Annotated in this window: 14 protein-coding genes, 1 pseudogene and 1 riboswitch; all 15 genes and pseudogenes read left to right on the top strand. The window is 38.7% G+C overall.

Going from position 1 to position 14,097, the window contains the following annotated elements; all coding sequences use genetic code 11:
* Nucleotides 1-41 precede the first annotated feature (41 nt).
* The 15 genes and pseudogenes from B1R93_RS02805 to B1R93_RS02740 all read left to right on the top strand — a co-directional run bounded on the left by B1R93_RS02805 (nucleotide 42) and on the right by B1R93_RS02740 (nucleotide 14,073).
* Entirely contained in the window at nucleotides 42-1,505 is a 1,464-nt protein-coding gene (locus B1R93_RS02805; protein WP_088102460.1) for a spore germination protein, read from the top strand.
* A 222-nt stretch (nucleotides 1,506-1,727) separates the two neighbouring features.
* Entirely contained in the window at nucleotides 1,728-2,240 is a 513-nt protein-coding gene (locus tag B1R93_RS02800) for a hypothetical protein (protein WP_088102459.1), read from the top strand.
* 19 nt (nucleotides 2,241-2,259) lie between these two features.
* The gene (locus tag B1R93_RS02795; RefSeq protein WP_088102458.1) at nucleotides 2,260-2,451 is read left to right on the top strand and encodes a YqgQ family protein; all 192 of its coding nucleotides are present in this window, start codon (nucleotides 2,260-2,262) and stop codon (nucleotides 2,449-2,451) included.
* A 12-nt stretch (nucleotides 2,452-2,463) separates the two neighbouring features.
* Nucleotides 2,464-3,426, top strand: coding sequence for an ROK family glucokinase (locus B1R93_RS02790; protein ID WP_088102457.1), 963 nt, complete (start codon nucleotides 2,464-2,466; stop codon nucleotides 3,424-3,426).
* Nucleotides 3,427-3,547: 121 nt separating this feature from the next.
* A complete protein-coding gene (aspA, locus tag B1R93_RS02785; protein ID WP_088102456.1) occupies nucleotides 3,548-4,963 on the top strand; it encodes an aspartate ammonia-lyase in 1,416 nt (471 codons plus the stop codon).
* A 270-nt stretch (nucleotides 4,964-5,233) separates the two neighbouring features.
* A complete protein-coding gene (locus B1R93_RS02780) occupies nucleotides 5,234-6,361 on the top strand; it encodes a YqgU-like beta propeller domain-containing protein (protein ID WP_088102455.1) in 1,128 nt (375 codons plus the stop codon).
* 55 nt (nucleotides 6,362-6,416) lie between these two features.
* Nucleotides 6,417-6,527, top strand: a riboswitch (TPP riboswitch).
* 72 nt (nucleotides 6,528-6,599) lie between these two features.
* Complete coding sequence (thiE, locus tag B1R93_RS02775) at nucleotides 6,600-7,238, top strand: thiamine phosphate synthase (protein ID WP_088102454.1); 639 nt, start codon at nucleotides 6,600-6,602, stop codon at nucleotides 7,236-7,238.
* The gene (gene thiS / locus B1R93_RS02770; RefSeq protein ID WP_088102453.1) at nucleotides 7,235-7,432 is read left to right on the top strand and encodes a sulfur carrier protein ThiS; all 198 of its coding nucleotides are present in this window, start codon (nucleotides 7,235-7,237) and stop codon (nucleotides 7,430-7,432) included. Before thiE ends, thiS begins: the two co-directional genes overlap by 4 nt.
* Before the next feature lie 2 nt (nucleotides 7,433-7,434).
* Nucleotides 7,435-8,214, top strand: coding sequence for a thiazole synthase (locus B1R93_RS02765; RefSeq protein WP_088103381.1), 780 nt, complete (start codon nucleotides 7,435-7,437; stop codon nucleotides 8,212-8,214).
* A 20-nt stretch (nucleotides 8,215-8,234) separates the two neighbouring features.
* Complete coding sequence (thiO, locus tag B1R93_RS02760) at nucleotides 8,235-9,344, top strand: glycine oxidase ThiO (protein WP_088102452.1); 1,110 nt, start codon at nucleotides 8,235-8,237, stop codon at nucleotides 9,342-9,344.
* A gap of 17 nt (nucleotides 9,345-9,361) precedes the next feature.
* Nucleotides 9,362-10,165, top strand: coding sequence for a bifunctional hydroxymethylpyrimidine kinase/phosphomethylpyrimidine kinase (gene thiD, locus B1R93_RS02755; protein WP_088102451.1), 804 nt, complete (start codon nucleotides 9,362-9,364; stop codon nucleotides 10,163-10,165).
* Between the two features lie 79 nt (nucleotides 10,166-10,244).
* Nucleotides 10,245-10,832: a hypothetical protein gene (locus tag B1R93_RS02750; protein WP_088102450.1), complete on the top strand. Its 588-nt coding sequence runs from the start codon at nucleotides 10,245-10,247 to the stop codon at nucleotides 10,830-10,832.
* Nucleotides 10,822-11,517, top strand: a pseudogene (locus tag B1R93_RS23765) (DUF1385 domain-containing protein); the annotation flags it as partial. The gene B1R93_RS02750 and the pseudogene B1R93_RS23765, both read left to right, overlap by 11 nt.
* Before the next feature lie 66 nt (nucleotides 11,518-11,583).
* A complete protein-coding gene (locus B1R93_RS23760; RefSeq protein ID WP_342587514.1) occupies nucleotides 11,584-11,907 on the top strand; it encodes an MTH1187 family thiamine-binding protein in 324 nt (107 codons plus the stop codon).
* A 192-nt stretch (nucleotides 11,908-12,099) separates the two neighbouring features.
* Nucleotides 12,100-14,073, top strand: coding sequence for a methyl-accepting chemotaxis protein (locus B1R93_RS02740; protein ID WP_088102448.1), 1,974 nt, complete (start codon nucleotides 12,100-12,102; stop codon nucleotides 14,071-14,073).
* The last annotated feature ends 24 nt before the right edge of the window (nucleotides 14,074-14,097 follow it).

The following is a 14,097-nucleotide window of genomic DNA, read 5'->3' as shown; positions in this document are numbered from 1 at the left end:
CCTAAAGTAAATAATGACAGATAGGCGGGGGGTGAATATGAGTGAGTAAAGAGAAGATAAAACATAAAGTATCGAAAAGCTTTAATGAGAATGTGGCTTTTTTAAAGAAAGAATTAGGTGTTGATAAAAGCTTTGATTTAATATTTCTTGAATTAAAGCATGGCGGACGTAGAATGGGATTGTTTTTAGTTGATGGCTTTGGCAAGGATCAAGCTCTTACGCAAATTCAAAGGCAATTTGCCTCTTTAACGGACGAGGAGCTAGATCAAGAGCCTCTTGACACATTAATTAAATCAAAAATTCCATATGTAGAGATTGCAACTGAAAGGGATTTGGACGCTGTTGTTGATCAAGTTCTAGCGGGACCAACTGCATTAGTAGTTGAAGGCGTTGATTCGATCATTTTATTGGACACTCGTGAATATCCTGTGCGAGGTCCAGAAGAGCCTGATACAGAACAAGTTATTCGCGGTTCAAAAGATGGTTTTGTGGAAACTATCGTCATGAATGCAGCATTAATCCGTCGCAGAGTCCGTGATCGTACGACAAGAGTAGAGTTTGTTAATGTAGGAAGACGTTCTAAAACAGATTTGGCAATCACATATATTGAGGACATCGCCGATCCAGCTTATGTTAATCATATCCGTAAAGCGTTGGAGAGAATCGATACCGATGGTCTGCCAATGGCTGATAAAACAATTGAAGAATATGTTTTTGGTCATCATTATAATCCATATCCGATGGTAAGGTATACAGAACGACCTGATGTAGCGTCAAGTCATCTATTTGAGGGCCATATCATTATTATTGTTGATGGCTCACCAAGTGTTATAATTGCTCCAACAACATTTTGGCATCATCTTCAGCATGCAGAGGAATATCGCCAAAAGCCGATTGTTGGCGCAGCGCTACGATTTGTTAGGTTTGTTGCTGTGTTTGCCTCGCTATTTTTACTTCCGCTATGGTATTTATTAGCGACAAATGATACGTACGTACCAGAAGCATTATCTTATCTCGGTGAACGTGAAAAAGGGAGCGTCCCTTTAATTTCGCAATTTATCATTGCTGAAATTGGGATAGAGATGCTAAGAATGGCTGCGATCCATACACCAAATGCGCTAGCGACAGCACTCGGTCTCGTATCGGCGTTGTTAATTGGTGATGTAGCAATAAACGTTGGCCTATTTTCACCGGAGGTCGTCCTTTATCTTGCGATTGCAGCAGTCGGCTCTTTTGCTACACCAAGTTATGAAATGGGGCTAGCAAATCGATTGGTTCGTGTTATATTTCTATTGAGTACTGCTTTTTTCGGTTTGGTCGGCTTTATTATTAGTATTGCTGTTTGGTTAATTTTACTTGTTCGAATTAAAGTATTTGAAACACCATATATGTGGCCGTTTATACCATTTGATGCACGTGCCTTTCGCGATATTTTAATCCGTGCACCGATGCCACTAAAATCAAAACGTCCCTCATCAGTTCATCCTCAGGACCCTGACCGGTAGGTGGATTCGAGTTAGGATTTAGAAACATTAACTTGACGAGGCCCTTAAAAAGGTTTTACCTTTTTAGGGGCCTCTATGCGGTTTACGTAACCGCTCTCATCGTTGAGCGAGCAATCTGAAACAACTGCAACATTCTTGAGGTATTTAAAGCAAATTATTGTCCTTAATTACATGGTGTCCACATACGTTATAGAAAACAAGCATGACAAAGGGGTTGATGTTATGTGGTCGATCATGATTATTCTGTTGTTTGTGTTTACAGTTGGTATGACGGTTGGGGGCTTACTTGCTGCACCTCGTATTCCTCCTCGCCCGTTTCAAATCATGTTAGTCGGTATTTTTTTCATGTTTTTGGCTTATATTGGAATGATTTTAGGAATGTTTTTAAGTGGATGGTTTGGGTTCCGTTTTATTGAAATTATGCTTTCTATCCTAGCATTATTGCTAATTGTAGCAGCGATCTCAAGGTTCCACCCCACATTTGGTTTTTTTCATCGTGATGATAAAATTGTCCTTGCTATTCTTGGCTGCCTGTTTTTGCTTATGGGATTTGAATGGGGAATCTTAGATTGGCGTGCATTTTTCACGTTGTTTGCAGCAGCTATATTTTTTCTAGCTCTGTTTGTCGGAATGTACATTCAGCAACAAGTAAGGGCCACTTTATGGCGTTACCCTTATCATGCGTTTACACCTCTTATTTGGCTACTTTTCGTAACGATCCTAAAGCTGTTATAATAGAGGTGAGGTGAGTAGGTTGAACACATTTTATGAGGTTTTGCAGTTACTAAAAAAACACGGAACGATCATTTATACAGGTGACAGGCAGCTTGATTTAGAATTGATAGAGGAAGAGCTGCGGGAATTACACAGTTGGAAAATGATTGAAACAAATGTGTTCCAACAAGCGATACTCATTTTGCGAAAAGAACGGCAAGGACAAATGTAGAGGGTGTGGGTTATGGAAAACAAGTGGTTAGTAGGTGTTGATATTGGTGGAACGACAATTAAGATGGCTTTTGTTACGAATAACGGGGATATTGTTGACAAGTGGGAAATTCCGACGAATACCGAAAATGGTGGCATAAACATCACTTCGGACATCGCAAAGGCAATTAATGAAAAGCTTCAGAATCTAGGTGAATCAAGGCAAATGCTTGGTGCTATTGGACTTGGTGCACCCGCGTTTATTGAGATGGATACAGGCTTCGTGTATGAAGCTGTAAATATAGGCTGGAAGAACTTTGCATTAAAGGAAATTCTCGAAAAAGAAACAGGTCTTCCAGTAAAGCTTGATAATGATGCAAATATTGCCGCGCTAGGTGAAATGTGGCGAGGTGCTGGTGATGGAGCAAAGAATTTACTCTGCATCACTCTTGGAACTGGTGTTGGAGGCGGAATCATCGCAAATGGGCAAATTTTACATGGTATTAATGGAATGGCTGGAGAAGTTGGGCATATTACGTCCGTTCCAGAAGGTGGGGCTCCATGTAATTGCGGAAAGACTGGTTGCTTAGAAACGATCGCTTCGGCAACAGGGATGGTTCGTCTAGCTATGGAACAATTATCAAGTCATCCTCAAAGTGCATTATTTACAATCTATAAAGAGAACGGAAAGCTAACGACAAAAGATATCTTTGCCTCTTTAGAAAAAGGTGATACATATGCAAACGAAGTTGTTGAAACGACTGCTTATCATTTAGGTTTGGCTTTGGCTAATTTAGCTAATGCATTTAATCCTCATAAAATCGTCATTGGTGGAGGAGTATCTAAGGCAGGGAATTTAATTCTTGATCCATTAGAACGCCATTTCAAGAAGTTTGCTCTTAAAAGAGTGGCTGAAGGGGCAGAGTTTAAAATTGCTACGTTAGGGAATGATGCAGGAGTAATTGGGGGAGCCTGGATTGCTAAACAAATTCAGTAATATCTCACATGTCCTACTACGTAGTCATATACTATAGTAAGCCTTTTTCGTTCTTTACATGATAGTTTGTTTGAAAGGAAACCATAATAATGAAATGACAGAAAGAAGGGGAACTGCAAACATGGAAGACTATCGAATAGAACGTGATTTACTCGGTGAGAAACATGTTCCAAAAGATGCCTATTATGGTATTCAAACGATGCGAGCAAAAGAAAATTTTCCGATTACCGGATATCCGCCTCACCCAGAATTGATTCGTGCCTTTGGTTATGTGAAAAAGGCTGCAGCTATGGCGAATCGAGATGTGGGGGTTTTACAAACGAATATTGCTGATGCGATTATCGAGGCTGCAGAAGAAGTAATTGATGGAAAACTAAATGACCAATTTATTGTCGATGCGATTCAGGGTGGTGCCGGAACGTCTTTTAATATGAATGCAAACGAAGTTATTGCCAATCGTGCAATTGAATTTCTTGGCGGTGAAAAAGGAGAGTACATGAGAGTGAGTCCCAATACTCATGTTAATATGGCTCAATCAACAAATGATGCTTTTCCGACGGCTATTCATATTGCGAGTCTCCGATTAGCTAGCGGGTTAACGGATACATTAACTAAGCTAATCAAAGCTTTACAAGACAAAGAAAAGGAATTTGATAATGTCTTAAAAATGGGAAGAACACATTTACAGGATGCGGTTCCCATTAGACTTGGGCAGGAGTTCGGTGCATACCGTCGTGTCCTTTCGCGCGACTTAGAACGTATCAAGCGATCTGTTAATCATTTATACGAAATCAATATGGGGGCAACTGCAGTAGGGACTGGATTAAATGCGAAACCAGAGTATATTAAAAAAGTTGCTGAATACTTAGCTGATATAACAGGTTTTCCGTTCAAAACTGCAGATGACTTAGTTGATGCAACCCAAAATACGGATGCTTATACAGAAGTCTCAAGTGCATTAAAAATTATGGCAATTAATCTTTCGAAAATTGCTAATGATTTACGATTAATGAGTTCTGGACCACGAACAGGTTTGAATGAAATTAACTTACCAGCACGTCAGCCTGGTTCTTCCATCATGCCTGGAAAGGTAAACCCTGTTATGGCGGAGGTTATTAATCAAATCTCTTTCCAAGTTATCGGAAATGATCAAACGATTAGTTTAGCATCTGAAGCAGGACAACTTGAATTAAATGTTATGGAACCAGTTCTTGTCTTTAACTTACTTCAGTCGCTATCGATCCTTCAAAATGGTCTTGAAGTATTTAGAAAATACACGATTGAAGGAATTACGGCAAATATTGAGAGATGTAAAGAAATGGTTGAACATAGTGTTGGAATTATTACTGCTATTAATCCGCATGTCGGCTATGAGGTTGCGTCTAGAATTGCGAAAGAAGCTATTCAAACTGGACGGTCGGTTCGTGAAATTTGTTTAGAAAGAGGGATACTGTCTGAGGAAGAGTTGAATGAGATACTTGATCCGAAAGAGATGACAAACCCTGGAATAGCAGGTGCACGGTTTATTTACGGATAAGAATAGTAGGGTAGTTGCAAATTCAGCTATCCTCTAAGCAATGAGTAAAGCCACTTTATGATTACAACGAAGTAGGCTTTGCCATTGCTTTTTTCGTCTTAATTTTTTTAAAAAGTGAAACATTTTGTCATTGAATACGTTTAATAAGAAGACTGTTCTTTTGTTTAAAAAGAATTCAGTTTTCTAAAAGGATGTAATGACATTTTAGGGGATTAGATTGTAGAATTAACGGTTATTATTCATTTATTATAGTGAAGGGGGGGAGTGGGAATGATGAGGTTGATATACATTGCATTAATAATCGTACTTTGTACAGGCTGTATTCATGAAAAGAAGAATAGTCATCCTTCTCCGGGAAGTCAATTAGATGTCCATCCAAAGCGTGACGCCCCCCCTACTTTTCTTTCGGAGGCATCTATCGTTCCGCTTTCACCCGAACATTCCACTGCGCCAGAAATCAGTGAGTGGTTCAATGAACGGTCTGTCCTGTATTTATATGAGAAAGACGAGAAATCATCACTTTTTATCCATGATCTATTTACAGGAGAATCAACACTCTTTTTTAAAACGGACGGCTGGATTATTAATGTTACAGCTAATCATAATCATTCTATTTTTGCAATTCAAATTGTTACTAGTGAAAATAAAACGAAATTAATCTTCACTGACAAAGAAGGACAGACAATGATGAAAGTGGAGGGATTTGGTGAAGAGTACTCGGTGATTTGGAGTCCATTTGAAGAAGACAAATTAATTGTTGTTGCTTATTTACCTAATTGGGAATTAGAGGTTTTATATGTAGATATTGAAGAACGTAAATTACAACAGTTAGAAATAAGCGAGTCTTATGTACAATGGATATCGGAAAACACCGTTGCCTATTTAAAATGGGATCCATTAGAACCGAATTTTCAAGCGCCTTTATATACTTTTAATCTGAATACAGAGGAGGAGGAGCTCTGGAAAGAGGACACGATAGCATTTGTAGAATTATCAGATGAACGGTCCTTCGCTGTAAGTGTGGAAAGCGCTTATGATTTATATTCAGTCTATACGTTTTTTAACCTTAAAGATAGGACCGTGTTAAATATGCTTGAAATCCCAATTTTAAATACGTATTCAGATCAATGGTGGATTCCCTTTCATGCCTATGGAAAAAAGGACGATATCTTTTATTATTTACGACCAAAGTATAGTGGCGATTATTTTAGCTATGAGGATGGTTATGAATTGATGGCGTTTAAAATAGAGGCTAATGCTGAAAGTAAGCTCATTGAATTAGAGGAACATGTACCGCTCCTTCTTTCACCTGATGAAAAATATCTGTTGTTAGGGGCACGGTATGAACGAATTCTTGATCTCGAAACGAAAACAATTTTCTCCTTGTATAACAATTGAGGTTCTTGCAATTCTTCTCCGTTCTGTCATAATAATAGATAGTTCACTATAAGTAGTAGAAGGCTAGGGGTGTTTGCAAAAAGCAGACTGAGAAAAAGGTGGTTTTCCTTTTACCCTCGTACCTGATCTGGTTAAAACCAGCGTAGGGAAGTCGACTACCAATGACTTTATCATTGTAGCCGTATTCTGTTCGTTGGAATGCGGTTTTTATATTTTAAAAAGAGAAAGGGTTTTCGGCATGCGTGAATTTAATCTGTATACTATCACTGGTGAGGAATTTCACCCTGGTCGTGATTTAGTTGATGTAATAGAAGAAGCGATACTCGGTGGATCTGATATTATTCAATTACGTGATAAAAAGGGAACAAAGCTTGAAGTATTAAAAAAAGCAAAAGCATTACGTGAATTAACAAAAAAATATAATGTAACCTTTATTGTGAATGATCATATTGATGTTGCATTAGCTGTTGATGCAGATGGGGTACATGTTGGTCAAGATGATTTACCACTCGAAGATGTACGAAAGATTGTTGGACCAAACAAAATTATTGGGATATCTACACATAAAATAGAAGAGGCCCGACAGGCGGAAGCTGGAGGAGCTGATTATATTGGAGTCGGTCCTATTTTCGAAACAAAAAGTAAAGAGGATGTCGTGGACCCAGTAACAACAGCTTACATCAAACAGGTTGTTGAGGAAATTAAGATCCCATTTGTTGCAATAGGTGGGATCAAGCTTCATAACGTGGAACAAGTATTAGAAGCCGGGGCAACACGAATTTGTATGATTAGTGAGATTGTAGGGGCGAAAGATGTAAAAGGTGTTTGTGAAACATTCAAAAAAATCCTTGCAAATAAAGGGGCGGTTACGAAGTGATTTTAGTTATAAATGGTGAAGAGCATAATCTAAGTGCAAACTCGCTTGCAGAAGTAGTTGCTCATTTTAATTTAGAAGAGCATTTAGTTGTTACGGAAGTTAATGGAGAGATTATTGATCGAGATAAATGGGAACAAACAGAAGTGGAACCAGGAATGAAAATTGAGCTTGTTCATTTTGTAGGAGGCGGTTAATGATGAAACGGAAAAAGCTAATTATTGGGGGGAAAGAATTATCATCACGATTTTTTATCGGGACTGGACGATATCCGAACCCTTTTGTTCAAAATGAGGCAATTAAGGCTTCAGGATCAGAAGTTTTAACGTTTGCGATCCGGCGTGTGAACCTAAATGAACCGAATGAAGATGCTATTTTACAGCATTTGGATGGAAAGGAATTTACGTATTTACCTAATACATCAGGGGCAACAAATGCCGAAGAAGCGATTAGGATTGCTAGATTAGCAAAAGCTTCGGGGTTGAGTGATTGGATAAAAATTGAAATCAGTGCAGATGAACGTACATTATTACCTGATCCGATTGAAACGTTAAAGGCGACAGAGGCTCTTGTTAAAGAAGGATTTACTGTTTTGCCGTATACATCTGATGACCCGATTCTTTGTAGGCGATTAGAGGAAGCTGGTGCAGCAGCTGTAATGCCAGGAGGTTCACCAATTGGGACCGGATTAGGAATCTTAAATCCTTATAATATTGGGTTGATTGCTGAACAATCGAATGTTCCAATTATCGTCGATGCTGGATTAGGCTCTGCTCAAGATGTAGTAAAAGCGATGGAGCTAGGGGTCGATGGAGTATTAATGAACACACCTGTTGCAAAAGCAAAGGATCCTGTCAAAATGGCGTTAGCGATGAAATATGCAATCGAAGCAGGTCGCTTGTCATATGAAGCAGGTCGTATTCAAAAAAAGAAATATGCAACAGCAAGTAGTGGATTAACATCGTTGATATCGACCTAACATAGAGGAAGTGAATGAGTATGGGAGAGAGAATTCTTATTCTTGGTGGCGGGGTTATTGGACTTGCAAGTGCATTTGAACTTGGTAAACGCGGTCATCAAGTAACAGTAATAGAGAAAAACAAATGCGGGGGACAAGCCTCAGGTGCTGCAGCTGGTATGCTAGCCCCTTTTTCAGAAATTGGTGAAGATCCTGATGATTTTTTTCAGCTATGCTTAGCAAGCTTGCGTTTATATCCAACGTGGCAGAAAGAAGTTAAATCCTTATCAAAATGTGAGTTTGAGTACACAAATAGTGGAAGTTTACACGCGGTCTATCACGAAGCTGATTTATTAGCTCTTGAAACCCGACAGGCTTGGCAACGAGAATGGGGGGCGGAGACAGAGGTTCTCAGTGCAAACCAGCTTCATCAATTTGAACCGGAGCTTTCAACTGATATTATTGCGGCGATGCACTATCCTGAAGAAAGTCATGTTTTTGCACCAGACTATGTAAAAGCACTTGAACAGGCTTGCCGTAATCTTGGAGTTTTAATAGAAGATGAATTAGAAGAGGTTGCAATTATTGAGTGGAAAGATGAAATTAAGCTCGAAGCAAAGTACGGGAAAACCTTTACTGGGCAGCGTCTAATTGTTTCTTCAGGTGCATGGTCACATGAATTAGAAGAAATATTTTCAATTCGAATACCGGTCTATCCCATTCGAGGACAGATATGTGCCTACGACAATCTTCATGGGAGAGTGAAGCATATTGTTTATACAAGTCAAGGATATCTCGTTCCTAAAGGAAATGGAACACTTGTAAACGGTGCTTCAGAGGATATTGCCGGATTCGCTACAGATGTGACTGAGAAGGGAATCATGAGATTAACCAATTGGAATTATCAAATTTTCCCTTTTTTGAAGCAGAGAATTCCCTTTCATAAGTGGGCTGGATTGCGACCTGCAACACAGGACGGTTATCCGTTAATAGGTAAGCTGGAAGAGGCGCCTCATATTATTTTTGCAACAGGACATTACCGAAATGGAATTTTGCTTAGTCCGGTTACAGCTGTCTCTGTCGCTAACCTAGTTGACGGTATGGCTAACCATGTTCCTTTACATCTCTTTAAACCTGAACGATTTACATAATGAAAGGAAGGAAGGCTATGACAATCGCCAAGACGTTAAGTATTGCAGGATCTGATAGTGGTGGGGGAGCTGGAATTCAGGCAGATTTAAAAACATTTCAAGAGTTAGATACGTTTGGGATGACAGTAATCACGGCACTCACCGCACAAAATACGTTAGGTGTACATGGAGTGTTTCCACAGTCAATTGAAGCGATTGAAGCACAACTAGATGCCGTTCTTTCGGATATTGGTGCAGACGCTGTAAAAACAGGTATGCTATTTTCTGCAGAGATTATTTCTTTAGTGGCAAAAAAATTAAAGCAATATGATGTGAAAAATATTGTTGTTGACCCAGTGATGGTTGCTAAAGGAGGAGCTTCCTTACTACAGGAAGAAGCAACACAAGCTTTACTAGAAGAATTGTTACCGATTGCCACCGTAATCACTCCAAATTTACCTGAAGCGGCAAAGATTTTAGGTAAAGATGAAATTCAAACAGCTGATGAAATGGAAGAAGTTGCTAAGCAACTGCATAAGCTAGGGCCAAAGTATGTCGTATTAAAAGGCGGTCACTTACAAGTCGGACCAGCAGTTGATCTATTATATGATGGCACAACAGTTTATACACTTCATACTGAACGGATTAACACAAAACATACACATGGCACGGGGTGTACATTTGCAGCGGCTATTGCGGCTGAGCTTGCAAAGGGTGTTGAAATAAAAGAAGCTGTTGAAACAGCCAAGACTTTTATTACAGCTGCAATTAGTGAATCACTAGAAATAGGCGGTGGAATCGGTCCAACTAATCATAGTGCATTCAAAAAGAGAAACATTTAGTGAAAAACACCAACAAGGCTTTGCTCTTGTTGGTGTTTTCGCTTACTATATTTATAAGAATTAAAAAGAAGGTGCAAAAATGTTTCATAGTAATAAACTTGTATTAATACTACCAGGAATACTAGTAGGTTTGATGGTATTCGGAGGCTATTATTTTTTAAATCATACTGAGACTGTAACAAATGAAGAGATGAAAGAGTTTGTTGAACTTAGTCTTGATGCCCATCCTGTTAAGGAAGGATTAAAAGTCGTTTCAGAATGGGACTGGACCGTCATGCCGGAAGACGGAATCTATGGTGAAGATTATTTAGGATTCGCGATAGAAGGTGGTACTCTTCAGACCAATGCTGAATTTATCGAGGCACATTTAGAGGTATACCATGCATCTGAAATTGTTTATGAAAGCACAGGAACGGTTATAGAAAACGGTGTGATTTTTGCTTTTCCAAATGAAATAGCAGAAAATACAGTAGTAGGGAATAGAGGTAGGGCTGAAATCACGATTAAAGGGGAAGGACATATCAGTCTTGAAGATATTTCAGTTCAGCTTCTTCACACATGGGTTGCTCACAGTCCCCTTACAATGACAGATGCTACTTTCAGAACTCCAGAATTTGAGCATGCACGCAATGTACCTTATTGGATAATTTCAAAGGATGGTCAATGAAGAACAGAAGGAGCTGAAGGAAGTGATCCGGGGTCTCTCTTATCAAGCGGGTGTATTCTTTATCGGAAAGCAGTATATAGCATGTGGTTATCATGAGAAAGGTCGATTGAAAACATGGATAAGGCCGATTAGTCCTTCTGGCTTGTTTGCGATGCTAAACCAAGTAATTGTGTCGATGCCACTATGGTTTAAGGGGCTAATGATGGGTTATTTTGCCCTGCTTATTGTACCAAAACTAATGAACAGTGAATGGGGAGGTCTGCCGTATTATACCGTTTTTTATGTGATGTTTGGAACGCATTTTATTTTTCCAAAACAACTTCGACAATATCATGGAGCCGAGCATAAGGTTTTTAGTGATCGTGGCATAAAAAGCCGTTCTCGAATTTATCGAATTAAGAAAGCAGCTATTACCAATCGACATTGTTCAACTAATATGGTTGTAATCTACTTTTTAGGCGTTTTTATTGGAACGATCATTTTGTCGTTTACATTACCGCTTCATTTAGCACTTGCGGTTGCTTCATACGGGTCTGTTATTTTCGTTCCGATAGTGCAAAGACTAATGAAACTGATAGGATTTTCCTGGATTCGTGAACTAATTTTATCTATTTCGTACTGGCTCCAAACCCACATAACAACAACGGAGCCGGAGCGATTACACTTAGTTGCAGCGATTGAATCGTATCGAAAGCTTGCGGCGAAGGAATTTCCGGATCATCTTATCGTGAAAAAGAAGGAGGAGAAAAAGATGGCTATTGTTGATATTACTATTATTCCAATTGGAACAGAGACTGCAAGTGTAAGTAAACATGTTGCAGCTATTCAAAGCGTTCTCAAAACGTATGAAGGAAAAGTGAAATACCAGCTAACCCCAATGAGTACCATAATCGAAGGAGAACTACCTGTTTTATTTGAGGTTATTCAAGAAATTCATGAAGTACCTTTTAAACACGGAATCAATCGAGTGGCAACGAATATTCGTATAGATGATCGACGTGACAAAGCAACGACAATGGCTGGTAAGCTAGAAGCTGTTAATAAACATTTGATTGAAGCTGAAAAAGAAATATAAGTTAACTTTAAATGTGTCTGAGTAGGGAATCCTATTCAGACTTTTTTTATTTTATTCAGATAACTATAATAAATTATAATATTATGTAAATAGAAGAAATCAATCGATTATGGATGATTTTTATTTAAATATAGCGGTAAAAATATTATACTAAAAAATGTTATAGTAATTTTACAGGAGGAAAAAAAGACTATGAAAAATTGGACACTTAAGACCCGGCTAATTGTTTCTTTTGCTATTATTTTGATAATTCCTAGTATATCAATTGGTTTAATATCTTATAATGAAGCACAGGAGCAGTTAGGAGAAGAGATATTACATTCAGCTCATAATAATGTGAAACAAGTAGATCGTGAAATAAATCGGATGCTTAGTCCGAAATTAAATGATTTGGATGTGCTAGGCAAGGCGGTCACCCAAGCGGATTATGAGGAAACGACCGAACTCGACAAATCATTTACACAATATCTTGATATGAATACAGATACAAAGGCGATTTATGTTGGGACAACGACTGGAGAGATCTTCATTTATCCGAAGCAAGACTTACCGGAGGGGTTAGACGCTAGAGATCGCCCATGGTATCAAGCTGCAATGAATAAAAAAGGACAGAGTATTATAACGGAGCCTTATTTTGATGCCTTGTCAGATTCTCCGATGGTGACCATTGCAAAAGCGACAGATGATGGTTCAGGAGTCATTGGTATTGATGTAACAATCGATGAAATCGAAGCAATGACCAGCGATATTAAAGTAGGAGAAGAAGGCTATGTTGTTATCATTGATGCTCAAGGTAAATTTCTAGTCCATCCTACAAGTGAAAGTGAAAGTGAAAGTGAAAGTGGAAGTGAAGCGACAGGAGATTGGTTATCGAAGTTATTCGCTTCAAACGAAGGACAGTTTTCTTATTTGTTTGAAGGTAGTGAGAAGAAAATCGACTTTGTGACAAATGAGCTCACTGGCTGGAAGATTGCAGGGACCATGTATTCAAGTGAACTAAAAGATGCAGCATCTAGTATTCTTATGACTACTATCATTGTTATTGCCGCATCATTAATTATCGGAGGGATTATCATTTTCTTTATTATTTCTTCAATCATTCGTCCTTTAAAACGCTTGATTACAAGTGCGAAACGAATTGAAGAAGGAGATTTAACACAAAATATTGATATTCTATCAAAGGATGAAATTGGTCAAGTAGGTCAAAGCTTTAATGCAATGATTCATGCTTTAAGATCGATTATTACAAATCTCAATTCTTCTGTCGAAAAGGTTGCCTCTTCTTCGGAAGAACTATTAGCAAGTGCGAATCAAACAACGGTTGCATCCGAACATGTGTCTGAATCTATTCAACAAATTGCAAGTGGAACAGAGCATTCTACGAATCGAATTGAGCATAACACGAAAGCTCTTCAAGACATATCAAAAGGACTTCAACAAATCTCCGATCGGGCATTATCCGTATCTAGTCTATCGAAGGACTCTACAAAGCAAGCGGAAGATGGCGGGAAAGCAGTTGAAGACAATGTTAATCAAATGGAATCTATTCATCATTCTGTAAAAGAATCGAACCGGGTCATTCAAACCTTATCAGATCGTTCACAAGAAATTGGTGAAATGTTGAGCGTAGTCCATTCAATTGCTGACCAAACGAATTTATTGGCATTAAATGCAGCGATAGAGGCAGCAAGAGCAGGGGAACATGGAAAGGGTTTTGCAGTTGTTGCAGACGAAGTTCGAAAATTAGCTGAACAATCACAAGGGTCTACCAAACAAATTGCTGAGTTAATAGAAAGTATTAAGCATGATACTGAACAATCGGTTCAGCTAATGAATGAGGTGTCTCGTAACGCTGAAGAGGGTGTAGCGATTTCTAAGGATACAGCAGAGAAATTTTCACTTATTATTAAAAGTACAAAAGACATGAACCCTCAAATCGAAGAGGTTTCCGCGACGGTGCAACATATAACTGCTAGTGTCCAAGAGGTAACTGCTTCTGCAGACGAGATTTCTTCTATTGCGCAAGAGAACTTAACTAGTTCGGAAACTGTAGCAGCAACTACACAAGAACAACTTGCGTCAATGGAGGAGATTACATCCGCTTCAAAATCATTGACATCTATGGCAGAAGAATTACAGGAAATGGTTAAAAAGTTTAAACTATAACCCGCTCATTGCTGCAGTACTGAC

The organism is Halalkalibacter urbisdiaboli, from assembly GCF_002156385.1.
Taxonomy (GTDB): Bacteria; Bacillota; Bacilli; order Bacillales; family Bacillaceae_D; genus Halalkalibacter_A; species Halalkalibacter_A urbisdiaboli.
The sequence above is the reverse complement of the archived record's forward strand: the minus strand, read 5'-3'. Positions and strand labels throughout refer to the sequence as shown.

Coding starts and splice junctions, on each gene's coding strand:
- thiD (WP_088102451.1), top strand. CDS start 9,362: ATGACAATCGCCAAGACGTTAAGTATTGCAGGATCTGATAGTGGTGGG.
- B1R93_RS02790 (WP_088102457.1), top strand. CDS start 2,464: ATGGAAAACAAGTGGTTAGTAGGTGTTGATATTGGTGGAACGACAATT.
- B1R93_RS02740 (WP_088102448.1), top strand. CDS start 12,100: ATGAAAAATTGGACACTTAAGACCCGGCTAATTGTTTCTTTTGCTATT.
- thiO (WP_088102452.1), top strand. CDS start 8,235: ATGGGAGAGAGAATTCTTATTCTTGGTGGCGGGGTTATTGGACTTGCA.
- thiE (WP_088102454.1), top strand. CDS start 6,600: ATGCGTGAATTTAATCTGTATACTATCACTGGTGAGGAATTTCACCCT.
- B1R93_RS23760 (WP_342587514.1), top strand. CDS start 11,584: ATGGCTATTGTTGATATTACTATTATTCCAATTGGAACAGAGACTGCA.
- B1R93_RS02765 (WP_088103381.1), top strand. CDS start 7,435: ATGAAACGGAAAAAGCTAATTATTGGGGGGAAAGAATTATCATCACGA.
- B1R93_RS02780 (WP_088102455.1), top strand. CDS start 5,234: ATGATGAGGTTGATATACATTGCATTAATAATCGTACTTTGTACAGGC.
- aspA (WP_088102456.1), top strand. CDS start 3,548: ATGGAAGACTATCGAATAGAACGTGATTTACTCGGTGAGAAACATGTT.
- B1R93_RS02750 (WP_088102450.1), top strand. CDS start 10,245: ATGTTTCATAGTAATAAACTTGTATTAATACTACCAGGAATACTAGTA.
- B1R93_RS02800 (WP_088102459.1), top strand. CDS start 1,728: ATGTGGTCGATCATGATTATTCTGTTGTTTGTGTTTACAGTTGGTATG.